Origin of the sequence: Kribbella sp. NPDC023972, from assembly GCF_040639075.1 — a bacterium.
Classification (GTDB): Bacteria; Actinomycetota; Actinomycetes; order Propionibacteriales; family Kribbellaceae; genus Kribbella.
The window spans coordinates 138,858-162,453 of sequence record NZ_JBEZZH010000010.1 but is presented as its reverse complement, the minus strand read 5'-3'; the positions used below and the strand labels follow the sequence as shown (position 1 = coordinate 162,453).

General features: G+C 65.5%; 22 protein-coding genes. 19 read left to right on the top strand and 3 right to left on the bottom strand.

Annotation, left to right across the window (positions count from 1 at the left end):
* Window positions 1–22: 22 nt before the first annotated feature.
* Entirely contained in the window at window positions 23–958 is a 936-nt protein-coding gene (locus AB0F43_RS31725) for a conjugal transfer protein (RefSeq protein ID WP_360485179.1), read from the bottom strand.
* 68 nt (window positions 959–1,026) lie between these two features.
* A complete protein-coding gene (locus AB0F43_RS31720; RefSeq protein ID WP_360485176.1) occupies window positions 1,027–1,320 on the bottom strand; it encodes a hypothetical protein in 294 nt (97 codons plus the stop codon).
* 236 nt (window positions 1,321–1,556) lie between these two features.
* On the opposite strand from AB0F43_RS31720, the gene AB0F43_RS31715 reads away from it, so the two are divergent.
* The 17 genes from AB0F43_RS31715 to AB0F43_RS31635 all read left to right on the top strand — a co-directional run bounded on the left by AB0F43_RS31715 (window position 1,557) and on the right by AB0F43_RS31635 (window position 17,726).
* Window positions 1,557–2,312 (top strand): hypothetical protein, encoded by a 756-nt coding sequence (locus AB0F43_RS31715; protein WP_360485173.1) that lies wholly within the window; start codon window positions 1,557–1,559, stop codon window positions 2,310–2,312.
* Window positions 2,313–3,951: 1,639 nt separating this feature from the next.
* Window positions 3,952–4,638 (top strand): ParA family protein, encoded by a 687-nt coding sequence (locus tag AB0F43_RS31710; RefSeq protein ID WP_360485170.1) that lies wholly within the window; start codon window positions 3,952–3,954, stop codon window positions 4,636–4,638.
* Window positions 4,635–5,216 carry a hypothetical protein gene (locus tag AB0F43_RS31705; protein WP_360485167.1) on the top strand — a complete coding sequence of 194 codons (582 nt, stop codon included), beginning with the start codon at window positions 4,635–4,637 and terminating at the stop codon, window positions 5,214–5,216. Before AB0F43_RS31710 ends, AB0F43_RS31705 begins: the two co-directional genes overlap by 4 nt.
* 227 nt (window positions 5,217–5,443) lie before the next feature.
* On the top strand, window positions 5,444–5,806 hold the full coding sequence (locus AB0F43_RS31700) for a hypothetical protein (protein WP_360485164.1): 363 nt from the start codon (window positions 5,444–5,446) through the stop codon (window positions 5,804–5,806).
* Window positions 5,807–6,170: 364 nt separating this feature from the next.
* Window positions 6,171–6,719, top strand: a complete 549-nt coding sequence (locus tag AB0F43_RS31695; protein WP_360485161.1) for an SAF domain-containing protein — start codon at window positions 6,171–6,173, stop codon at window positions 6,717–6,719.
* A gap of 3 nt (window positions 6,720–6,722) precedes the next feature.
* A complete protein-coding gene (locus tag AB0F43_RS31690; RefSeq protein ID WP_360485158.1) occupies window positions 6,723–7,508 on the top strand; it encodes a hypothetical protein in 786 nt (261 codons plus the stop codon).
* The gene (locus tag AB0F43_RS31685; RefSeq protein WP_360485155.1) at window positions 7,505–8,953 is read left to right on the top strand and encodes an ATPase, T2SS/T4P/T4SS family; all 1,449 of its coding nucleotides are present in this window, start codon (window positions 7,505–7,507) and stop codon (window positions 8,951–8,953) included. Before AB0F43_RS31690 ends, AB0F43_RS31685 begins: the two co-directional genes overlap by 4 nt.
* Complete coding sequence (locus AB0F43_RS31680) at window positions 8,950–9,834, top strand: type II secretion system F family protein (protein ID WP_360485152.1); 885 nt, start codon at window positions 8,950–8,952, stop codon at window positions 9,832–9,834. Before AB0F43_RS31685 ends, AB0F43_RS31680 begins: the two co-directional genes overlap by 4 nt.
* Window positions 9,831–10,736, top strand: a complete 906-nt coding sequence (locus AB0F43_RS31675; protein WP_360485149.1) for a type II secretion system F family protein — start codon at window positions 9,831–9,833, stop codon at window positions 10,734–10,736. The genes AB0F43_RS31680 and AB0F43_RS31675 overlap by 4 nt, the downstream gene beginning before the upstream one ends.
* A gap of 77 nt (window positions 10,737–10,813) precedes the next feature.
* Window positions 10,814–11,008, top strand: coding sequence for a hypothetical protein (locus tag AB0F43_RS31670; RefSeq protein ID WP_360485146.1), 195 nt, complete (start codon window positions 10,814–10,816; stop codon window positions 11,006–11,008).
* A 16-nt stretch (window positions 11,009–11,024) separates the two neighbouring features.
* Entirely contained in the window at window positions 11,025–11,423 is a 399-nt protein-coding gene (locus AB0F43_RS31665; protein ID WP_360485144.1) for a TadE family protein, read from the top strand.
* Complete coding sequence (locus AB0F43_RS31660) at window positions 11,423–11,866, top strand: pilus assembly protein (RefSeq protein ID WP_360485141.1); 444 nt, start codon at window positions 11,423–11,425, stop codon at window positions 11,864–11,866. The genes AB0F43_RS31665 and AB0F43_RS31660 overlap by 1 nt, the downstream gene beginning before the upstream one ends.
* On the top strand, window positions 11,863–12,285 hold the full coding sequence (locus AB0F43_RS31655) for a pilus assembly protein TadG-related protein (protein ID WP_360485138.1): 423 nt from the start codon (window positions 11,863–11,865) through the stop codon (window positions 12,283–12,285). The genes AB0F43_RS31660 and AB0F43_RS31655 overlap by 4 nt, the downstream gene beginning before the upstream one ends.
* Before the next feature lie 40 nt (window positions 12,286–12,325).
* Window positions 12,326–15,559 (top strand): LysM peptidoglycan-binding domain-containing protein, encoded by a 3,234-nt coding sequence (locus tag AB0F43_RS31650; protein ID WP_360485136.1) that lies wholly within the window; start codon window positions 12,326–12,328, stop codon window positions 15,557–15,559.
* A 38-nt stretch (window positions 15,560–15,597) separates the two neighbouring features.
* The gene (locus AB0F43_RS31645; RefSeq protein WP_360485133.1) at window positions 15,598–16,329 is read left to right on the top strand and encodes a hypothetical protein; all 732 of its coding nucleotides are present in this window, start codon (window positions 15,598–15,600) and stop codon (window positions 16,327–16,329) included.
* A complete protein-coding gene (locus tag AB0F43_RS31640) occupies window positions 16,326–17,240 on the top strand; it encodes a hypothetical protein (protein WP_360485130.1) in 915 nt (304 codons plus the stop codon). Before AB0F43_RS31645 ends, AB0F43_RS31640 begins: the two co-directional genes overlap by 4 nt.
* A gap of 87 nt (window positions 17,241–17,327) precedes the next feature.
* Window positions 17,328–17,726, top strand: a complete 399-nt coding sequence (locus AB0F43_RS31635; RefSeq protein WP_360485127.1) for a hypothetical protein — start codon at window positions 17,328–17,330, stop codon at window positions 17,724–17,726.
* A 186-nt stretch (window positions 17,727–17,912) separates the two neighbouring features.
* On the opposite strand, the gene AB0F43_RS31630 is transcribed toward AB0F43_RS31635, so the two are convergent.
* Window positions 17,913–18,272: a hypothetical protein gene (locus AB0F43_RS31630; protein WP_360485124.1), complete on the bottom strand. Its 360-nt coding sequence runs from the start codon at window positions 18,270–18,272 to the stop codon at window positions 17,913–17,915.
* Between the two features lie 443 nt (window positions 18,273–18,715).
* On the opposite strand from AB0F43_RS31630, the gene dnaB reads away from it, so the two are divergent.
* Window positions 18,716–21,580, top strand: a complete 2,865-nt coding sequence (gene dnaB / locus AB0F43_RS31625; protein WP_360485121.1) for a replicative DNA helicase — start codon at window positions 18,716–18,718, stop codon at window positions 21,578–21,580.
* Entirely contained in the window at window positions 21,577–23,208 is a 1,632-nt protein-coding gene (locus AB0F43_RS31620; RefSeq protein ID WP_360485118.1) for a hypothetical protein, read from the top strand. Before dnaB ends, AB0F43_RS31620 begins: the two co-directional genes overlap by 4 nt.
* The last annotated feature ends 388 nt before the right edge of the window (window positions 23,209–23,596 follow it).

Sequence of the window (23,596 nt, the reverse complement as noted above, 5' to 3'; positions counted from 1 at the left end):
GTTCCTTCCGGTTGTGATGCGTTTAGCGCGGAGTAGTGGGGCTGGTGGGCGTCTGGGTGGGAGCCGTCGTCGTCTTCGGCTTGGTGATCGCTGGGGCCAGGTCGATGCCCGAGACCTCCCAACGGCCGCCGCGGGCCTTGAGGGTCAGGGCGTACTGGGTAGTGGCCGGTCGTTTGGCGGCGTCCGTGCCGATCGCTGTCGCCAGCACGTGTGCGATCTCGCCCTCGGTCGGCTCCGCCTCGTCGGACAGGCCGGTCACGGTGCGCAGATCGACGCTCTTGTAGGGCGCCGGTGTGACCGCGACGATCGGGGCCCCCGGCGAGATGTAGCGGGTCACGTCGCCCTGGCCGGTCAGCAGCGCACGCAGGAACGCCAGCACCGCGGTGGCCGTCGGCCCAGTCGAAGGCAACGTGATGCGGTAGGCCCGGTCGCGATCGGGCTTCGTCACCGGCGCAGGCGTCGGCGCCGGCAAGGTGAGTGCCGACAATGAGTCGGCTGAGACCTGGACCGGCACTGTGTAGTACCGCTGGGTGCCCTCCACCCCCGCCGCGACGGTCACCTGGAAGATCCCGGTCACCGAAGTCGGTGTCACATTCGCCGTTTCGGTGCTGTCCACCCGGATCGGCTTGTCCGGCAGCGCGAAGCCTGAAGCGTCCTCGTACAGGTCGCCGAGGTCGCCGAGCTTGTTGCGCGTTGCCGACAGCCACGCCCGCACAACCCGCTGCGCGAATTCGCCGGCCCGGGCCGCATCCTGAGCCATCACGCCTTCCGGCTTCGACGACCTGGCCGTGGTGACCGGCCGCGTTGCCATCGACGACGCCACGAACAAGCTGACCGGGCCGCACATCACGACCGCTGCAAGGCCGATGTTGGCGAGCTTGGTGGCGAGGCGCTGTCCCGCCACGTGGGTGATGTCGAGATCGCCCGATACCTCTGCGGCGTCCTTCTTTGTCCGCACACGCCGCATCAATCTCGCCCGCGGCGGCTCCTGGTCCTGTGGCGCGTCCTGCGGTCGTCGTGACGGCTTCATCGGACCTGCCCCCGTCCGGGACCGGCCGGGGGCTGGAGTACGTCCGCACCCGGCGCCGGAACTGATCCCGGCAGCTCAGCAAGAAGTTCATTGCGGGTCGCGCTGACCGCGGGCGCTCGGGTGTTGAGGTAGGAGCGGAGCTCGGCGACGGCCTCGGGGCTGTCGAGGTCGAGCAGCACCCTCATGAGCAGGTCCAGCATCAGACGCCGGTCAGCGCCGTAGGCGGCCGCGTCGAACGCGGCGTCTTCGAGAGTGTCGATCGGCTCGGCGACGGGGTGCTGGTGGCACATGTACGGCTCCTTGCGGCTGAGAGGGGCTTCAACCGGAGAAGGCCGATTCGTGGGCCGGTCTGTGACAAGCCGGCGCGAACTTTCTTCGCTCGGGGTTTCGGACGTGGCTCTGACCTGCGGTTTTGCCGTGGCCGTCGTGGGCGCCGAGAAGTGGCAAGGGTCAGCGCTCTCGTTGGCAAGGGTTGTGGCAAGGGTCTTTTTCGACGGTGGTGGCGACCCCTTAGAAGGAGCCACCGATGTCGACCACCACTGCCGGTCTTCACCCCGCATCCCTCGGCGAGCCGAGCCTCGTCGGCTCGCTCAACAACGAGTGGAGCCAGCTCTGCACCTCAGCGCAGGCCTTGAGTGAACTCGCGTCCTGGCATCACACCGAGCCCGCCCTGTCATCCGTGGACGGGCTCGAGGACCTCCCCGAAGCCACCCGGCGCGATGCCGACGGTGTTCTCGGTGCCCTGATCCGGCTCGCTCAGAGTGGGTCGGGTCTCGCCGGCCGAGCGGTCGTGCAATTGATGCTGCCCAAGATCGTCCTCATGGCGCGGTCGCAGCGACGCTGCCTGATTCCCTTCGAAGACGCCGCCAGCCGGGTCGTCGCCGCGATGTGGGAGCAGATCATGTGCTACCCACTCGCCGCCCGTCCCCGCCGCATCGCATCCAACCTCGCGCTCGACAGCCTCAAGCACGTCACCGAAGGCGTTGCCCGCGACAACGCCAGCCAACTCGGCGTAGATGACGAACTGCTCGCCCAGGACCGTGTCCACGACGAAGAGGTCCCGGCAGGGATCGAGCTACTGGGCGTTCTTGCCCGCGCGACGGCCCGCGGCGTCATCACGAAGGCAGATGCCCGCCTGCTCGCCAAGGTCTACATCGAGTCCGACTACCGCGCCGGAGCGGCAGTAGCCCAGGAACTCCAGATGTCACGCACCGATCTCCGCAAGCGCTGCAGCCGCCTGACGCTACGGCTGCGCGCCAACGCTGACGTTCTTGCCGCCTGACTGCGGTTGCTGAGTGTCGGTCGTTTCTGGAAGGGCCGGCGCCGCGCTAGTCGGGGGCGGTTTCTGCGGAACTGTCGAGGCCCCTTGTCGGCGGGCTGGGTCTGATCGCTTGCGCCAGGCGCCGCCAACCGGCAGCCGCTGAACGTCGCTCGGTCCCGGTGCCACGGTTTGGTCCTTCTATGCGCCGGGGGATGTGCCTGCTAGCCATCGCGGCGCGATGAGCCACCGTCTCCGAGGCCAGTGTGTTGGGGATGAGGTTGTCGCGGGCGGCGTCGACGCTCTTGGCTGATCCCACACCCCACATGTGGTTCCCCTTCGTTCCCGGCGGTGTTGCAGTGCAGAGGTCGCCCCTCGACGTGCGCGCGTTGGTGGTGACCAGACGGGCTCCCTGCGAACCAACCCGGTGCTTCTTCGCCGATCGCGGACTATCGCTTGTATATTGCTAGCCTAGCTCTGTTGTATGTACCGGCCGGGCGATCTTGCTGGAGGAGGTCGCGGATCTGGGCCGGAGCTGTTCTGCGACAGCCCAGAAGGGGCCTCTGGCGGGTTTTGGCAGGGTTTTGCATACCTCTGTGACCCCCGTGCTCTTCATCTCGTCAGATCGGCGATTGTCCAGGCGCTGGTTCGGCCGGCATTTCAGCGCCCGCGCTTCGGGACTTCGGTAGTTTCGGAGCTACGAGGTGCGGTAGTGCCGGACTTCGGCTCATCCGGACTCTGGACGCACCGTTTCGGCCGGCTCGGGAGTCCGGGCGTTACGAACTCCGCACCCCTGGATCTCTGTAAACTCCGCACTGACAGGGTTCGCAACATCGTGACTTCGGTACTTCGGTTTTGCCGTACTCCGCGACTCCGTAGCTTTGGTAGCTCCGATCTTCGGCGCCCTGGAACTCCGAGACTCACGCACTCTGTTAGTTCGTGAGTCCCATGCTTTCGTAGGCCGTGAGTTCGGCACTCCCGTACTGCCGCACCCTGTTACCTCGTGACTTCGCATCTTCCGAACTTCGGACCTCTGGTCTTTTCGACCTTTGGATATTCCGTACTCACGCAGGTCCGTACTCTCGGACTCCGGATCTCCGTATCTACCGGGCTCTGTTTCTTCGCAACTTCGGCAGTTCCGAACTAACGTGACTTCGTTAGTCCAAGGCTTCCGTACTACCGTACTTCGGTAGTACGGGTTTCCGGCTCTCTGGTAGTCCGGCACTTCGGTTCTTCCGGAGTCGCGTGGTTTGGCGCTCCGGCAGTACCGGGGTTCCAGACTCCCGACCTTTGCCACTTCCGCACTGACAGAGTTCGCTCGACCCGTACTCCCAGACTCCGGCTCTTCGGTAGTTCCGTGGTGCCAGCCTCACGTACCCCGTGTGTTCGGCACACCCGTTGTTCCGGAGTTCGGTCCTCCGGCTCTGCCGAGGTCACGACCTACGTGACTCCGGTTGCTACGAACCTCGGGAGGAACAAACTCTCAGACTTCCGGAGTGGCAGGTCGCGAGCCATCGGTCGCCCGGAGTACGGTACTGCGCGTCTCTGTAACTCCCGATCCACGTAGCTTGCAAACTTCCATACTCCGGTACTTACAGAGTCTGTTTGCAGATGCGCCCGCTCGCCGCTGAAGGGACCTAGTCACATGGCACGCACTCGCATCGTGTCTCTCATCAACGAAAAGGGAGGGGTCGCCAAGACCACAAGCACCGTCGCCATCGCCGCGGCGATGGCCGAGGCCGGTCAGAAGGTCATGGCCGTCGACGCTGACCCGCAGCAGTCGCTCACATGGTGGGCTGAGAGCGGGGGAGATCCCGGGGCTGGCTTCAACTTCGACTACGTCACGGACACCGACCCCAAGGTTCTCTCGCGGCTGCGTGAGCTGCGCGACTACGACATCGTCTTTGTCGATGCCCCAGGCAATAAGAACGGTGAGGCGACCAAGGTTCTCGAGGCGATGCTTGCAGTTAGCGACTACGCCATCCTTCCGATGGAGCCGGCCGCGATGAGCGTCAACCCGACACACAACACAATCACTCAGCTGGTTCAGCCCGCCGGCGTGCCGTACCGAGTGCTCCTCACCCGCGTCGACTCAAAGGCTCTCGGTGATGTCGACGAGGTCCGGACGCTCATGACCAAGCTCGAACACCCGATCTTCCGGGCCTTCGCGCGGACACTCAAGGCACACAGCCTCGCAGTCATCGAGAACACGACGATGCTGCAGGTGAAGCACCCATCCCAGTCGAAGGCTGTCGACGACTACCGCCGGATAGCCGTCGAACTCCTCACTGACTGGGCACGCGACACAGCACCCGAAACACGTCCGAATCTCTCAGCGGTTGGTGAATGACCTTGGCAAGAAAATCGCTCTCAGACATGCTCCCGAGCACCTCTTCATCTGCGGACATCGCTGCTGCAGCGGCCGCCGCATCCCGCGAGGTCGAGGAGACCCCTCCGCCGGCTCACCAGGCTCAGCAACGGCTGGCTGCAGTCCCGTACCAGGCGCCAGAGGCAACGAAGACCGCCTCCAGTGACGAAGAGGCGGACGACTCGCAGGCTAAAGCCGTGAGTGCAGAGGTGACGACGGAATCTTCGCTCGCGGACCCGGCGCCCGCAGTGGTTCCGCAGGCTAAGACCTTCACGCGCACTAAGCGGGCCTCGCGGGCGACCGGCCAGCAGGCCCAGCGGGCATCCGAGCCGGCGCAGCCCAAGTACATGACGCTTGCCCGCAAAGAAGCCCGCCTTCGCGAGGACCAGGTCGACAACCTCAGCATGTTGGCCCGCAAACTCAGCCGTGCTGCCCGCGGGGGAGAGGAACGAATCACCGACAACACACTTATCCGGGTTGCGGTGGATCTGCTCCTCGCTCAAAGCGACAAGCTTGCGGGCAGCACGGAAGAGGAGCTCCGCAAGTCACTGATGAAGTGACACCGTCGCTCGCGCGGCCGGCCTGAGGGGCCGATCCGCTGCTTCCAGCAGCCGGATCGGCCCCTTTCCCATTTTCACACCGGGCGAGAGTGCCGAAGCGCTAGCTCTAGCCTAGTCCTATCGCTAGCCTAGCCATATAGCAGGTATAGCAGCGGACTGTCTAGGGCGGTGGAGCAGTGCCAGATGAGCCAGACGATGAAGAGCGGCCGGCTGACAGGCGCCGAGGGGTGATCGTCTCGGTGCCACGGGAGATCCGTGAACTCATGCGCGACCGCAACGCGGCGACCCGCATCACCTTCACAGACCTCGCCTTGGATGCCGTGGAGGATCTAGCCACACAGCTACCCAAGGTGTTCGAAGCCGAGGCGCCGACCCAACGGCCGGGGAAGATCTTCGCGCGCACCGCCTACCACAATCAGCGCGGCTCACGCCGCGAGAACGAAGTCACCATCAATCTGCAGTTGCTCAGCTCCGACATCGACATCCTCGACCAGATGTGGAAGGAGGCGGGCGCGCGTAACCGGAACCATTACCTGGCAACGGCGCTGCGGCTCTACCTGCAACCTGACTCATCCGGAGGTGCGCCGTAGCCGCTACTCAATTTGCAGCTATTGACAGCAGACACAGCACGGGTCGACACGCTATGGATGGAGGCTGGAGCCCGGTCGCGGAGCCGCAACGTCGCGACCGACCTCGAGCGCTACCTGCTGGCGCGGCAAGCCTCTCCTTCAACCGCTCCCATATCTGCCTACCACTGTCTATATCTGCTTTTTTCTGTCATGCTGTTATTGCCAACCGACGATCACTGGGGATGACGTGAGTACATCGACACCAACGCAGCCGCCGCAGGCCGCCGCGCCTATCAAGCGCGCGACAGCTTCACCTGGACTCGCACCTGCGGTGCGACGCCAGCGGCGACCAACTCTCGTTGCCGGGGCGGTCGTGCTGATCGCCGTGGCCGGCCTCGGTGGGGGAGTGCTTGTACTGAACGCCGGCAACACTCATCCCGTTGTCGCAGTTGCGAGCACCGTGACGCGGGGCGAGGTCATCAAGCGCGATGATCTGCGCATCGTCGACGTCGGTGGCGACCCGAGCCTGCAGACGGTTGATGGTGATCAGCTTGCGTCCATCGTCGGCAAGCGAGCGGCAACAGATCTGCCGGCGGGCACGCTCCTGCCCGCCAACGCGGCTACAACTGAGCTGGTACCGCACCGCGGCCGGACCCTGGTCGGTCTGCAACTCAAGCCATCACAGTTGCCGGCCACAACGTTGCAGAATGGCGACACCGTGCGGCTGGTCACGCTTCCGGGAGATCAGGCCTCTTCGTCACGCCCCGGCTCTTCCGCACTGCCGATCGCCGCCATAGTCATCGGCTCGGAGGATGGCCCGGACGGCCAGAGCACCCGGGTCGACGTGGAGGTACCGAGTGACGTAGCTGCGGCTCTGTCAGTCAGTGCAGCCACTGGACGGGTCGCGCTGGTTCTCGACTCGCGGGAGCGCTAGGCAATGGCTCTCATCACCTTGGTCAGCGCCACGGGCGCGCCCGGCGTCAGCACCACGGCCGTTGGACTGGCGATGGCGTGGCCGCGGCCGGTTCTTCTCGTCGAAGCCGCCGCAACTGGGTCCGCGCTTCTGCCCGGGTTCTTCAGAGGGGAGAAGCTTCCGAGGCGAACGGTCATTCAGGCTGCCGCGGCGCAACGGTACGGCCAGTTGCTCAACGATCTGCCGAATCACACCGTCCAGTTGGACAACACCGGACGTGTCCAGTGTCTTCTGGGCTACACAGATCCCCCGACTCAAGGGCGCAACCTCGCCGGCTTCTGGGGTCCCCTCGCCGAAGCCGCTCAGGATCTCGAAGGCGCGGGCATGGATGTGATCGTCGACGCCGGCCGTGCCGGCTCGGCGAACGAGCCAACTCCACTGATCACCAATGCTGAGGCGCTCATCATCGCCATCAGGTCCTCAATGGTCTCCATCATCGGCGCCAAGTCTCTGGCCGGCAGATTCCTCGCGGAGCGAGAGTCGGCAGGCAATGCCGACACGGTCGGCCTGGCGATCGTCGGACCGAAGCGTCCGTACAGCTCGGCAAACATCGAAGGTGCCATCAGGGTTCCGGTCTGGCTCGAGATCGCCTGGGATCCCGAGCATGCCTCGGTGTACTCCGACGGAGACAAGCCGACCAAGCGCTTCGAGGGCAGTGCCTTCGCCCGTTCCATGGTGACCGGGGCCGAGCAGATCACCCGACGCATCGGCGCTCGCCGCACCAGGTTGACGCAAAGGATTGAGCGATGACCCATCCCAACCAGACTGGTGAGCGGAACCTCGCGCAGATCCCGATCTTCGCCACCACGCAGGACGACTATTGGGCGCCGTCTCCACCTGCTCCCCAGCCAGTGCAGACCGGCGAACCCGAGCGGGCACCGAGCGTCTTTGACGGTGTCGACTGGGAACTAGTCAAGACTTTCCGAGGGACCGTGTCGGCTCGGCTCAGTGACCAGGATCCAGGAACCAGGTCACCGGCCGACGAGCGGGCACGGGGGATGGAGATCATCGTTCAGGTCCTGCGCGAGCACTCGCGGGACGCCATGGCAGGGAACGAGCAGATCTGGTCCAACGCCCTCGAGCGGGAGTACCGCAAGGCCGTTTTCGACTCGATCTTCGGGGCCGGCCGCCTGCAGCCGCTGCTCGACGACCCCGAGGCCGAGAACATCGAGATGAACGGCTACGACAACGTGAGCGTGGTCTACGGCGACGGGCGCCGAGTGAAGGTCGCACCGGTCGCCGACTCAGATGCCGAGCTGCTGGAGATGATCCGGCTGATCGCTACGCACGCCGAATCTGGTGCGCGACCGTTCAGCTACCCCCATCCGACTGTGACCATGCTCCTGGGATCGCGGCACCGGCTGCATGCAATGGCCTACAACCTCACGCCGCGGCCGACGGTCACCATCCGCCAGCACAAGCACATCGACGTGACCCTCGACAGCATGGTCAAGCTGGGCATGCTGACCGACGAGGTCGCCGACTTTCTCGCTCACGCTGTGCGGGCGCACAAGAGCGTAGTGATCGCCGGCGCACAAGGCAGCGGAAAGACGACGATGCTTCGCGCCCTGGCGGATGCCATCCCCAAGCACGAACGCATCGGAACGATCGAGACCGCGTTCGAACTTCTTCTGCACGAGCTGCCAGAGCAGTACCCGAACGTCGCCGCGATGCAGGCACGGGCTGGGGGAGGGGAGGCCGGCGACGCCGGATCCAAGACTGTGCCGGACCTGCTGGTCGAGGCGTTCACGATGAACCTCGACCGGATCCTGGTTGGTGAGGTCAAGCAGGACGTCGAGCTGATTTCGATGCTGCACGCCATGACGGCCAGCAACGGCTCGCTGTCGACAGTGCATGCCAAATCTGGCCGGCATGCCCTCGGCCGGCTGGTGAGCCTCGCGACCGACCGCGGTGACGACCACACGGCCGCATCGCACCGCGTCGCAGACAACATCGATCTGATCGTGTTCTGCGCCCAGGTCGACAACCGCTGGAAGGGCGGAACAATCCAGCGACGTGTCACCGAGGTCCACCAGCTCCTCAGGGGCGAGGCCGACCACCCGGCGATCACTCGGCCTCTCTATATGTCACCCGACGACGACAGCCCTGCGCTGCAGGTGGCCCATCCGACTGAGGACATGCTCACCGACCTTGAGCGGATCGGGTTCCGCCCCCGAGGGGCTGAGCGCCTGTGAACGGCCTGCTTGGCGCGATCGCGGGCATTGGTCTTGCCCTGGGCATCGTCATGCTCATCGCCGGCCTCCGTCGAAGCGAGGCACGCCCCGTGCGGCCGCGGCGCCCGCTCAAGGCCCGTTGGGCGCGGCTGACGCGGCGCCCCGGCGGACGTGCCGGTCGTCGACGCGACCAGCTGCTGCTCGCGAGCGTCCTGGTCGGCTTGGTGCTGTGGCTGGTCACCGGCTGGATCCTTGCGCTGGTGATCGCTCCGGCGGCGATCTTCGGCCTGCCGTGGCTTCTGCGCAGTCCCGACACGGGAGTCCTCGACAGGCTCACCGCGATGGAACAGTGGACCCGAAATCTCAAGGGGTTGCTGTCTGCCGGCAACAGCTTGGAGACCGCGATCGCGACCTCTCTGGGCTCGGCCCCGGACGCCATCCGCACAGAGGTACGCGACCTGGTCAGCAGGCTCAGCGCACGCTTTTCCACCCGCGACGCGCTGCTTCGCTTCGCCGACGATCTCAATGACTCCACCGGCGACCTGCTCGCGGCCGCACTCATCATAGGGGCACAGCAGCGAGGTGCCGGCCTGGCCGGGGTTCTCGAGGGGCTCGCCAACACCATCAGCGACGACGTGAAGGCCCGACGCAGCCGCGAAGCAGCCCGGGCGAAGCCTCGCGCGACAGCGCGATACATCACGCTCATCACCACAGGCGTGATCGCGTTCGGTGCCTTGTTCAACGACTCCTACGTCGCCCCGTACCGCACGCCGCTGGGCCAGATCATCCTGGCGATCCTGCTGACCAGCTACGTCGCCTGCCTCATCTGGATGCGCAGTATCGCCGCGACACCGCCCATCCCCAGGGTTCTGACGGCCTACGACGCCCAGGAGCAGCCATGACCACCCTCACGCTGGGAATCCTGCTCGGTCTGATCGGCGGGCTGGGCCTGACCGGGCTCGTCTACGCCTTCGTTCCTCCGGGCCTGCCGCACCTCGGCGACGCCGTAGACCGGATGACCCCCCAGCGCGCTCACTACATGGCAAATGTCGACGCCGAGGCGACGCCGTTCCTCGAGCGCTTGGGCAACCGCAGCCAGGACCACCTCCGCAACCTGCCCGGCTTCAAGATCCCCGCCGCGGACCTGCGCCTGCTGGAGAAGACCAGCGGCTGGTTCGTCGGACGCAAGATCTTCGCGGCCGCGTTCGGTCTGGCCCTGCCGAGCCTCTTGTCCGCCACGCTGGTGCTGATCGGAGTGCCCCTGCCGCTCGGGATCCCCGTCGTGGTCGGCCTCGCCTTCGCGGTGTTCTTCTGGTTCGTTCCTGACCTCGAGGTGAACGGCAAGGCCCAGGAGGCCCGCGACGAGTACGGCATCGCGGTGACGACCTACATCGAGCTCGTCCACCTGGAAAAGCTTGCAGGACTTGATGCGGCGCGAGCACTGAAAGAGGCGGCCCAGATCGGCAACAGCAGGATCTTTCGCCGGCTGTCGGAAGAGCTGCAGCGTGCCGAGTTCAATCAGGTCTCGGCCTGGACTGCGCTTCGGACACTGTCCGACGAACTCCAACTGCCGGAGCTGGCCGATCTTGCCGAGATCATGACGTCGGCGGGGGAGGACGGCGTAGCGGTGGCAGACACCCTGCAGGCCCGCGCCCAGGACCTGAGGAACGCTCAGCTCTCACGAGAGCAGGCCAAGGCCGAGGCCGCGACCGAACGGATGACCGGGCCGCAGTCCTTGCTCGCCATCGTCTTCTGCCTGCTGCTCATCACCCCACCGATGATGAGGGTCTTCCTCGGTGGATGAATCCTTAATCAACGCATAAGGTCCCCGGTTCGTCGCACACTGATACCTGAACACCAATTACGGGAGGAAACACCGAGATGTCAGATCTGATCGTTGCCCGATACACCAAACTGGTCGCGCGCGTCGTCCACGCCCACCAGGCCAGCAAGCGAGACGAGCGCGGCTCGCTGTCTCTCGAGCAGGCCCTGGTGGCCGCCGGGCTCGCCGCGCTGGGACTGGCTGTCGTTGCGGCCATCGGTGTCGCGGTTGCCAAGTACACCGGAAAGCTCTGAGAGACCACATCTGCTCATGACGAAGCCAGCACGCAGTAGATCCGACCGTGGGTCCGCCTCGCTCGAGGTGGCCATCCTCATGCCCATGGTCTTGCTGATCGTGTTCGGCGTCGTCCAAGGTGCGGTCTGGTACCACGCACGCACGGTCGCCACTGCGGCCGCGAACGAAGCCGCGGCGGCGGCACGGGCTGAGAACGCAAGCACCGGCCAGGGAAGTGCAGCCGCCCAGACCGTCCTGTCACGCAACTCCGACGTGCTGCGCGACAGCAACGTCTCGGTCTCCAGAGACGCCGAAACCGTCACCGTCACGGTCACCGGCAAGGCCGCAGTCATCCTCACGAACTGGCGCATCTTCAACATCAGCCAAACAGTCACCAGCCCCCGGGAACGAATCACCTCACCGGAGGACAACTGATGACCATCAAGCCGCGTCAGCGCCGCACCGACGAGCGAGGATCCCTCTCACTCGAACTGGCAATACTCGGAACCGGACTGGTCGCGATCGTCGGGCTCCTAGTCGCAGCAGGGCGTATCGCGCTGGCCCAGACGTCAGTCGAAGACGCAGCCAACGCGGCCGCCCGGGCTGCCTCGATCGCCCGCACAGCAGAATCAGCGCGCGACGAGGCCAACGCCGTGGCCGACTCGACGCTGCGCGGGCAAAACGTCCAATGCTCATCGCGCGTCGTCGACATCAACACCAGCGGATTCTCTGCCCCAATCGGCGTGCCAGCCTCCGTCACCACACACGTCGAATGCACCGTCGACCTGGCAGATCTCCTCGTTCCCGGATTGCACAAGTCGATGACCTTCACAGCTGACGGACGCAGCGCAATCGACCAGTACCGGGAGAGACGATGACCGACCGCCTCCTACCCAAGCGGCGCGACGAACGCGGCTCCCTGTCACTGTTCTTCATAGTCGTGGTCGTCGGCCTCTTCGCCGCCATCGGTCTGGTCGTCGACGGATCGCGCCAAGTCAGCGCCCAGCGCCACGCCGATGCCGCGGCCGAAGATGCCGCCCGGGCCGGAGGCCAGGCCATCAGCAGTTCTGCCTTGACCGGCCAATCCGAACTGTCCGTCGACAGCGGCAGAGCCGCGTCCGCGGCCCGGGGCAGCCTGGCCGCGGCCGGAGTCGAAGGCAGCGTTTCGGTCAACGGCACAACGTTGACGGTGTCAACCACCACCCGGCAGTCCACTGCCTTCCTCAGCATGGTCGGCATCACAGAGTTCACCGTGCACGGCCACGCAACCGCACGCCTGGCGCAGGGAGGGTTCTGATGCACTTCACCCAGCAGCAGGCGCAGGAAGGAATTCACGCATGACCCGCGTCCTGAAGGGACTCGTGGCCCTCGTCGGCCTGGCAGTCATCGTGGCCGGCGTCCCGTTGTTCCTGATCACCATCGGGGGCAACCCGCTGCCAGATCAGTGGCCAGGCTTCGGTGAACTGGCCGACCTCCTAACCTCCCAGGACACCGGCCAGCTCTTTCTCGGGTTCCTGCTGTGGGTTGCATGGATCGCCTGGGCCTATTTCACCGTGTCGATGCTTGTCGAGCTCGCCGCGCAACTGACCCGTCGCCCATGGCGAGTGCCCGTCTTCGGTGGAGGTCAGCGAGTCACCGCAGGCCTCGTGACCGCGGTGATCGCGCTCTTCGTCGCGCCTACCTTCGCGACCACCGCGTCGGCCGCCGTCGATCACAGCCCTGCCCCTCCGCCGACGACGATCGCCTCTGCCCACCCTGGTAGCACCCAGACCTCCGCACCGCAGAACTCCGAGCCCCTCGCTTCACAACCGCCGGCGGGGTCGCAAGCCGCGTCCGCGGCCGCACCGGTCAGGCACTCGGCCCCAGCCCATCCCACCACCACGCCGTACACCGTGAAGGCCGACGACACGTTGTGGGGGATCGCCGAGCGCGAGTATGGCGACGGCCTCAAGTACCGAAGCATCGCAGCCGCGAACCCGCACATCACCGACATCCACGACATCGAACCCGGCCAGGTCATTCAGTTGCCCATCGCCCCCACGGCCAAGCCAGCCGCACCGGCCGGGGACTACACCGTCAAGAAGGGCGACACGCTGTCGGAGATCGCCGAGGACCAGCTCGGCAATGCCCACGCGTGGCCGGCGATCGCCAAAGCGAATCAGGGACAGCCCCAGCCCGACGGCGGGCATCTCACCGATCCCGACCTCATCCAGCCGGGCTGGCATCTGACCTTGCCCGCAGCCAACGCGAAGCCGACTGAGCACGAGACCAAGCAGCAGGTCCAGCCCAGCGAGCCGAAGAAGGTTGAGCAGGGCAAGAAGGTCACGCCGCCGGCCAGCGAGAAGCCGCCCAAGCCGGCCACACCTACGCAGCAGCCCACAGCGCGCCCGACCGCCGAGCCGACCGCCACCGCACAGCCCACCCAGCCAACTCAGACCGAGGTGACCCCGGAGGCGACGGCAACACCCAGCGCTCAGCAGAGTCAGCCCCCCGCCACGGTCACGCCGCAGGCCACGGATCGCAGCGAGAGCCCGCCGCAGGTAATCCAGCCGACGCTGGTGTCGGCCGAGACGGAGCCACAGGTCGCCCAAGCCGGTTTCCCCATCCGCACCGCAGGTGGCGCCGGCGTGCTCCTTGCAGCCGGACTGGTCGCGTTGCTCACCGCCCGCAAAACGCTGCAGCTTCTTCACCGGCGACCTGGTCAGGCAATTCCGGCGCCTCCTGCCGAGACCCGCACGACCGAAGCTCAGCTCCGGACAGTGGCCGAGCCCCTCACGGCTGACCGGCTCAACCTGGTACTCCGGGCGCTGGCCAGTGCCCTTGACGACGCCGATCGCTCGCTGCCGCAGCTGGTCAGCGTCCACATGTCCGACAGCTCCATCGAGCTCCGCCTGCGAGCCCCGGACCACAATCCACCCGCACCTTTCAGCGTCGGGTTGGGGGCGGGCAGCTGGGTCATCAGCATCGACGACGTCGACCAGCTCCTGCAGAGCACCGAAGTGCTCGAAACCATGCCGGCACCGTGGCCAACCCTCGTCACGATCGGCCACGACAAGCAGAGCGCCCACGTCCTGGTCGACCTCGAGCAGACCGCGGCCCTCGCAATCACCACGCCCAATCCCGACGTCGCCCGCGCCGTCCTGGCGGCCATCAGCGTCGAGCTCGCCACCTCCACCTGGGCAGACGACCTTCGCGTCACCATCGTCGGCGATCTGGAAGACCTCGCCAATGCTCTCGGCGCGGGACGGATCCGGTACATCGATGGCGCAACGAACCTCCTAGCAGCTCTGCAGCGACGCGCTGACCGCCACCGCGACCACCTTGTCGAGGCCGGCCAGGCCTCGCTCGGAGATGCCCGGCTCGACCCAGACAGCGCGGATGCCCTGACGCCCGAGGTCGTCCTGATCGCCACCGATCTCACCGACGACGAGCGTGCTCGGCTCACCGGGCTCGTCACCAGCCTCCCCAGAGTCGCCGTCGCAGCCGTGACCGCCACCGGCGACCCGCTGACCGAGTGGAACCTGCGCATCACCGACCCCAAGCAGGCGACCTTGGATCCGATCGGTCTCGACTTGCAGCCGCAGATGCTCGGCGGACCCGAGTACGACTCCGTCATCAAGCTTCTCCGCGCGGCCGCCCGGACAGACACCGAGCCCGCAGACTGGTGGGACCACGACCTCGACGAGGACACCGCCCCGGCCCAACCGGAGCCGTCCGCAGAAGTCGTCTCCATCTCACCGTCGCCCATCGTTACCGCCGACAAGGCAGCGGAGCAAGAGCGTCAGGACGCCGAGGTCACTCACCTCCACGCACCGCTGGACGTTCCTCAGTTCCCTCCGACCGGGCCCTGGCTGCAGATGCTCGGACCAGTCGAGATCCACGGTGCCACCGGCAACATCGAACAGAAACGCAGCGAGGTCTGCCGCCGCCTGGCAGTCTTCCTCGCCCTGCACCCCAACGGAACGCCGGGCACAGTCATCGACGACACCCTCGTCATCACCTCTTCCTACCGCCTCAGCGTCCTGTCCCGGCTCCGCTCCTGGCTCGGAGAGGCACCAGACGGCGATGACTACCTGCCGGCCGCCGTCGGCAAGAAGTACCGCCTCCACCCCGACTTCCGCTCCGACTGGGACCACTTCAACGAACTCACCAAGGGCGGCATCAACACCTCACCGACCCGCAACCTCGTCGAGGCGCTGAAGCTCGTCAAGGGACGCCCGATGTCCAGCGGCACCCCGCAGCTCTACTCCTGGGCGTCCTACCACTCCGACCAGATCTCCGCGAAGATCCGCGACACAGCCCTGCTCGCCGCCGAACGATCGCTCGAAACTCACGACATCAGCCAAGCGCGATGGGCGATCACCACCGCCTACCAGGCCGGCCTCCAGCACGACGAATACCTCGCCCGGGCAGAGCTGCGAGTCGAACGGGCCGCAGGCAACACAGACGGCATACGCGCCGTCGTCGACCGGCTCAACCAGACCGTCCGTGACCTCGATATCGACCTCGACCCCGAAACGCTCGAACTCATGACCGAAATCGAACAGACCCGCCGGCGCAACCACGCATAACCCAACCAACAGACCACGAGCAGCAGGAGCCGAACAACATGCTGGACAAGCCGACACCGCCTCAAGGCCTGATGAACGGTGACGCTTCAACTACTGAAGGTAACCGGATGTCACTGCACAACCGCGGCGGCGGGACTGCTCTGCGCGGTCTCCACAGTTGGAGCGGCATAGCCGTGGGAACTGGCGGCGTTCTGACCCTCGCACTCGCCAGCATCGTCCTCGTGGGATGCAACGGTGACAAGGCAACTCCGACACCTGCTCCGTCCTCGACGCCGATAAGCAACACGACCAGTACCCCGAGTTCCCCGTCACCGACACCCTCAGCCTCACCCGACCAGGTGGCGATTGCGGGCGCGACTGATGGCTACAAACGGTGGGTAGCAGTTCAGAACGAGGTCGGAAAGTCGAGCGGTGCCAGCGCGACACCAGCCAAACTCGCGTCAGTTGCAACGGGATCTCAGCTCACCCAAGACCAGTGGATGGCCAACGTCTACTACAAGCAGAAGGGTCGGCGGCTTATCACCCCGTCGACCATCTTGTCGATCAAGCCCACCTCTGTTGGTGTCCCCAATGCCAGCGGGGTAATCACAAGCATCACGCTCGCTGTGTGTGAGGACGTGCGCAAGGCCGCCGGCGTCGACAAGACTGGGAAGTCACTCGTGAGCCCGAATCGGCTGCCATATCTCAATGACACTGTCGCCATGTCCCTCATCGGCGGCACCTGGAAAGTCAAAGAGTTCAGCAACAAGCCAGGGAGGAGCTGCGCATGATCAAGAGGACACTCATCGCCCTTGGGCTGCTCTTTGGCCTGCTCGTTGCCACCGGCCAGCATGCTGCCGCGACGACTTGCGAGACCACGGACGTTTTCGGCAACTGTGTCATCGAAGTTGGTGACCCAGGCCAGCCGGGCAGCAATGATCCCGGCGATGAAGGCAGCAACCACCAGGCGGGGCAATGCAAGGCGAGTTGGAACGGGATTCCCATCCCGTGCTCGATCCCCGGCATCGGGACCTACTACGCACCTCAGGAGTGCTACGTGAAGCCCGCCGCCGATCCCGGAGGGCCCCGGCCTGGCCCCAACTACAAGCCTTACACCTGCGCATATGTGACTGGCGCAACAGATATGGATCCCCGGGTGGCCACGTTCGATGACACTGTCATCTGGCTTCCTGGAGATCTTCCGACGATCACCCCGGAGGAAGCCGCCCGAGCTGTCGCCGCCTCGATGACCTTCGAGGCCATCAAAATCGGCATCTCACAGAAGATGTCCGGACCGGCCGGCGTTGGATATGTCGGCGTCCCGGTCTGGTTGTGGGCGAAGGATCCGAGCGGAGTCACCGTTGGACCCCAGCACGTCTCGAAGACTTATCAGGGCATCGGCGTCACGATCGACGCCAAAATGACGAAGATTGTTTGGAACCTTGGAGACGGTCACACCACAAGCTGTGGACCAGGAACCCCGTACTCGTCCTCGTACGGAGTAGCGGAGTCTCCGACCTGCGGGTACAAGTACACGAAGATCTCCAAGTCCGAGCCAGGCGGCAAGTACCGGATCACTGCAACCTCGTACTGGGAGCTCGACTGGGCGGCTGGCGGACAAACTGGCACCATCCCGCTCGACTTCACTCAAAACACGACCCTGAGCGTCGGAGAGATCCAGGTAGTTGTTTCGGACAACTGACCCGGCGGCGGTGCGCAGGGCTGCGTTTGAAGGGGGCCCGGGGGTAACCTCTGGCGACGCCTGCTGGTACGAGCCTCGGAGTGAACGATGGGCCGGATGACGCCGGAACTAACGCCGGCCCAGAGCGATGCGCTCAAGGCCGGTAGGGCCGGTGACGGAGTCGCGGCGCAGCAACGACTTCGAGCGCTGATCGCCGTCTGGCGACAGGACGCACAGTTGCGGAGGGCCGCACGGGAGATCGCACTGAAGGACAGCGCGACGATCGATGTCCGAAGTGGACATCGCCGTTACACGGTCCGGCTCACCCTGGTACTGGATGACTCCAGTCATGATGCGCTGCTCTCAGCAAAACAATCAGACGGAACGGATGCAGCTCCGATCATCCGTGCGTTGATTGACCTGTGGATGTCCGATCCGGACCTGCAGCAACGAGTGCTCCAAGAAGCGCGGACGCAGCGGGCCGGAGGTCCTCGCAACAGCCCCTGAGCGTTCCTCAGCAGGTGCGTGGACAAAAAGTTCAGACATCGCTGTCACAGATCGGCCTGAAAAGCGGCCTTCTCCAGATATGGAGCTGCTGAGAGACACGGCGTGTCGGTGCATGGTTTCAGAAACCTGGTCTGGCAGGGTTCCTACATGGCAAGTGGTTTCTGAAACCAACGGGAGCGTCCTATGTCAGTCCGAGCTGAGCAATCTCGCGGCGGCCGCCCTTACAAGGGTGACCGCGTCTTCGTGCCTGCTCGTGCCCCCAAGGGGCTGGTTGACCACGTCGTTCACGTCGCGGAGTCGCAAGGCCTCACACAGAACGCCTATCTGTGCACGCTGCTTGAAGACCTCCACGGCTTCCCCCGCAGTGAGGTCGACCAGGTCGGCACCTTCGACATTGTCCCGGCTAGTCCGGTACCGCACACCGGAACAACCTCGAAGCTGCGCTGCCGCCTGGTTCGCAACCTTGCCGAGCACATCGACGATGTCGCGCGTCGGCAGGGCATGGAGCGCGCTCCGTACCTTGCTGCCCTCGTCGCTCAAGCCCATGGATTCGACGTGCCTCGGCGCGTCACCCCACGACCGTTCCAGCCAGCTTTCACGCCCGAGCCACTACCCGAGTTCGCCGCAACCGGCAGCTAGGGGAGAGGAGTCGCCACCAGCGACCCGCAAGACCACAACTAAACACGAAGCCGGCCCCACGAGGGAGCCGGCGCCGTTGAGAAGAACCGAGATCGCAATACAGAGTTTGGACGAGTGCGAATCGCCAGACCCAGTAGATCTCAAACCATTCTTTTGTCTCTCAACGGTAACACCGATCCGCGTTGGACAGAAAGCAGACTCTGGTCAGCGTGTCGGTGCCTCGTCGCCTCGTGACGCCATCGTCACAGGTTGTGATCACACCTTCTGTGTCACGCCAAGGAGACCACCGTTGACCACGCAGCACGCCTCATCGGCGGCGCCGCGGACCACCCCCTTCGTCGGGAGGTGAGATGTCCGCACAGCCGATAGGACCCGACTACGGGTACGACCACCTGCCTGCTACGAAGGCTCCACCCCAGGATCTGGCCGCCGAGCAGTGCGTGCTCGGCGCGCTGATGCTCAGCAAGGACGCGATCGCCGACGTCATCGAGACGCTGCGCGGCACCGACTTCTACCGGCCGGCGCACGAGATCGTCTTCGACGCGATCACCGACCTGTACGCCCGCGGTGAGCCCGCCGACGCGATCACCGTCGCGGCCGAGCTGACCAAGCGCGGCGAGATGAGCCGGATCGGCGGCGCGCCGTACGTGCACACCCTGGTCGCCTCCGTCCCGCTCGCCGCGAACGCCAGCTACTACGCCCACATCGTCCGGGAGAAGGCGATCCTGCGCCGCCTGGTCGAGGCGGGAACCAAGATCGTCCAGCTCGGGTACGCCGGTGAGGGCGAGGTCGACGACGTCGTCGACGAGGCGCAGGCGGAGATCTACCAGGTCACCGAGAAGCGCACCACCGAGGACTACGCGCCGGTCGGCTCGTTGCTTGAGTCGACGATGGACGAGATCGAGGCGATCGCGGGCCGTGGCGGCCAGATGATCGGCATACCGACAGGGTTCGCCGACCTCGACGAGCTGACCAACGGTCTGCATCCCGGCCAGATGATCATCGTCGCCGGCCGTCCCGCGATGGGAAAGGCGCTGGCGCTCGACACGCCGCTGCCGACGCCGACCGGCTGGACCACGATGGGCGAGGTCGCGGTCGGCGACCAGCTTCTAGGAGCAGACGGTCATCCGACTCAGGTCGTCGCTGCCACGGAGGTTCTGCACGATCGTCCCTGCTATTCCGTGGAGTTCTCGGATGGCAGCTCGATCGTCGCTGACGCTGAGCATCAGTGGATTACGACGACTCGCGCCTCCCGGCGGGCCGCCAGCGAGCGTCGGCCATCCAGGCTCCACTTTCCACTGTGCGACGTTGAGCGAGTAACTACGCTTGCTGCCTCTGCAGCGCAAGGGCCGGACCAGCTCGTGAGCGCCAGCGAGCTTATCGATGAGGCCGGCCTGAGGTTCCGGCACGTTCTTCGATCGGTGATACTTCGACAAGTCCCGATGGTGACCCGCCTGCCACGACAGTTCGAGAGAGCTTCCGGCACAAAGTACACCTGGGCCACACCGGTCTACTCGCGTCACTTGCTCCTGAAAGCGTTGGCCGAGCATGTCAGTCGTCCGGTCGGCAGCTGGAACCCGCACTCACATTCGCGAGTGGTCACAACGGCCCAGATCGCGGCCTCGCTTAGGCATGAGTCCGCCACCGAGAGCCGTCTCAACCACGCGATCAACACCTGCGCGGCGCTGCAGCTTCCTGATCGAGAGCTCCCGCTTCCGCCGTACACCTTCGGCGCATGGCTTGGTGATGGCCACTCCGCCGGCGCAAGGCTGACTTCGGCCGACTCAGAGGTTGTTGCACGTATCAAGTCCGATGGCGTAATCGTGACCAAGACCGCCGGCGACCTGCTGTTCAGCCTGCGCCTGCCGGTGCCGGATCAGTTGCCAGAGCGCACTTGCGCGGTCTGTGGACGCGCATTCGTTCCCTCCACACACGCTTCCGTGCTCTGCAGCCGTAGGTGCTCCGGTCGGGGCACGATGCCGGTGCCCGTCTGCTCTGAGTGCGGCAGCCCCGCGTACTCACAGCGGGTACCTCTCTGTAGGCGTTGCTCAGATGCTCAGACGTTCAAGGGGAGGCTTCGCTCGCTGGGGGTCCTGAATAACAAGCACATCCCCGTGCTCTACCTTCGCGCGAGCGAGCAGCAACGGCGGAAGCTGCTGGCTGGCCTGCTTGATACGGACGGTCACGCATCCAGCGATCGCGTTGAGTTCGCCAACACCAACGAGAGGCTCGCACGGGACGTCTTCGAACTTGTTTGCAGCCTGGGCTACAAGCCAACGATGCGGATCAAGCAGGTTCGAGGTCGCACGACTGCATCATCGACCTGCTACACGATCGGGTTCGCGACCAGCGACCAGGTCTTCCACCTTGCACGCAAGGCGGGGAGGGCCCACCCTTGTGGACCCAAAGCGAGGCAGCGCATGGTCGTCGCCGTGCGTCCCATCCCATCAGTCCCCGTGCGTTGTGTCGAGGTGGACAACGCCGACCACCTGTACCTGGCCGGCAAGACGATGATCCCCACGCACAACTCCACCCTGGGCCTAGACTTCGCCCGCTCCGCATCCATTAAGCACGGTCTGACCTCGTGCATCTTCTCGCTGGAGATGAGTCGCAACGAGATCACGATGCGACTGCTGTCGGCGGAGGCGAAGGTGCCGCTGCACCACATGCGCAGCGGCCGGATGACCGATGAGGACTGGGCCCGGCTGGCCCGCAAAGTGGGCGATGTGTCTGAGGCGCCGTTGTTCATCGACGACTCGCCGAACCTGACGATGATGGAGATCCGGGCCAAGGCCCGCCGCCTCAAGCAGCGCCACGACCTGCGCCTGATCGTCATCGACTATCTGCAGCTGATGACGTCGGGCAAGAAGGTCGAGTCGCGCCAGCTCGAGGTCTCGGAGTTCTCCCGCTCGATCAAGCTGCTGGCCAAGGAACTGGAGATCCCTGTTGTTGCGATCTGCCAGCTGAATCGTGGCTCGGAGCAACGTGCCGATAAGCGCCCCATGGCTTCTGACCTTCGCGAATCGGGCAGCCTGGAGCAGGATAGTGACGTCGTCATCCTGGTTCACCGCGAGGATGCGTACGAGCGGGAATCGACCCGGCCGGGCGAGGCAGACCTGATTGTTGCCAAGCATCGCAACGGCCCGACGGCTGATGTCGTTGTCGCGTTTCAGGGTCACTACTCGCGGTTCGTCGACATGGCGCAGAGCGCATGACGGCACTCCAGTCCAGCGTGGAGAGCACCGAGCTGCCGGTGGCCGAGGTCGCTCAGTCCCTTCCCATGCGGTATCGCGAGCCGGGGCGCGGCTATGTCCAGGTCCCGGTCGAGATGCTGAAGGAGAAGGCCGAGACGGTCCTGGTCGTCTCGATGCTCGCCCGGAGGCTTAGGGCTTCGTCCGGGGGAGTGGTGGAGGGCGTGCTGCAGGCCCACCTTGCCTACGAGCTGGGATGGATTGAGCGCGACTGCGATGCGTCTCCTGTCGTGGCGAACCGGCTGTCGGGATGGGTCCGCGGCGCGGCGAGCACCTCTTGGCTGGACGTTCAGCACAATTACGACGCCCGGCGGCGGCGCACCATGGCCCGCTACCGGTTGTGGGGGCGTCCGTCGATCGAGAACGCCGTCGAGTACGTCGTGGCGCCGGTGGAGCTGTTCGACATGGTTCGAGATGGCGTGATCGACAAGCACGGCTTCTTGGCGTGGTTGCGGTGGCGTGCCGTCATGGGGTCTGCCTCGTCGACGACAAAGTCTGTGCCTGAGTGGGCCAAGAAGTGGGGCGTGTCCGTAGCCACTGCCCGCCGGCACCGTGGCGCCTTGCTGAAGGCCGGCGTACTGACCGAAATCCCCTCCGACGGGGAGGCGTCGATCACCGCCCTGGATCCCTCACTGGCGTCCTCCGGCAGCTCGGAATCCCCCGATTCGACCCCGCTCAAGAATCATGAACCGCCCCCATTAAAAAGCGTGAGCCGCCCCTGTCAGGAATCAGGACCCTCTGTACCTACTGGGGTACCTAAAGGCGTATCTCTCCTGGCTTCCGCGGTAGCGGACGTCCAGGAGGTAACGCGCGAGACGGCGACGACGGCTTCGCCGAGCCAGAAGCCGGATTCGCGGGATGTGACCCAGGGGCGTCGGCAGGCATCGCCGTCGGCGCTGGCGGCTGCGGGTCGGTTGCTACCGCGGTTCCGGGCCGAGCTCGTGCGGTGCGAGGCGCACTACCGGCGGGGGATCATTCGCCGGACAGCGCTGTTCATCGAGGCGGGATACGGGCCCGAAGCGCTGGTTCGCGCGGCCAACGAGCTGACTGTCGACGTGATCGACGGCAACCACAACGACGCCTTCCGGACCGCGCTGGCGACGCTGGCCGTCGACGTGCGGCTCGGTGCCTGCCGCGGCTGTGGCCGCGATGCGGACGACTTCGGGCATCACCCGGACTGCGAGCACGCGCCGGCCACATGGTTCGAGGAGGTGACCCAGCGCGAGACGTGCGTGAGCTGCGGGAGGCCGGGCGGCGTTCGGCGAAACGAACTGCCGATGCCGATCGTGGTCTGCGACGGCTGCTGGACGACTCTCGGTCAGGCGGCGCAGGACCTCGATCCCCAATCCGATCTCGTCGACGAGATCCGAACCGACGAGCCGTCGTCCCACGGCACCGCTGCCGTGATGTCCGGGAGTGGGGGAGCCGGCGAGAAGCACCCTGGTCGGCCCGGCGCAGGAACGCGCAATCAGCGACCATCGCAGTCCTGCCGGCATCGGCGCCGGTCGTCGCACCGCACGACGGCTCCGCGTTGGCATCAGGGCGCCCCCGCTGGGCGCTGCTCGCATCTGCGCGGCCCTCCGGACAGCTAAGACGAGCCGTGCCGCCAAGCGGCAAGACCTCGAGCTGCAGAAGGCGCGGGTCCGCGATCGACGAGCCACCCGGTACGGGACGTACCAGCTCGTGGATCTGGACGGCGCTGTCGTGTTCGCAGCCGAGGGCGGCTACGGCAAGAGCCTCGACGAGATCGAAGAACACCTGAACCGCACGATCGGCTGACACGCAAAGACGGCCGCCCGGATTGCAGCCGGGACGGCCGTCGAGAACCCACGAGCCACGCGACATGGACACGAAGGGGCCCACATCATGACACCCGACCCGAGCCCGCCCGACCGTGAGGGTGGCGACACCCGCGGGGAACCCCGCCCCGCCGATCAGGAAGTGGCGGCCCCGGCGGGCATCATGTGTGGGCCCCGGAGC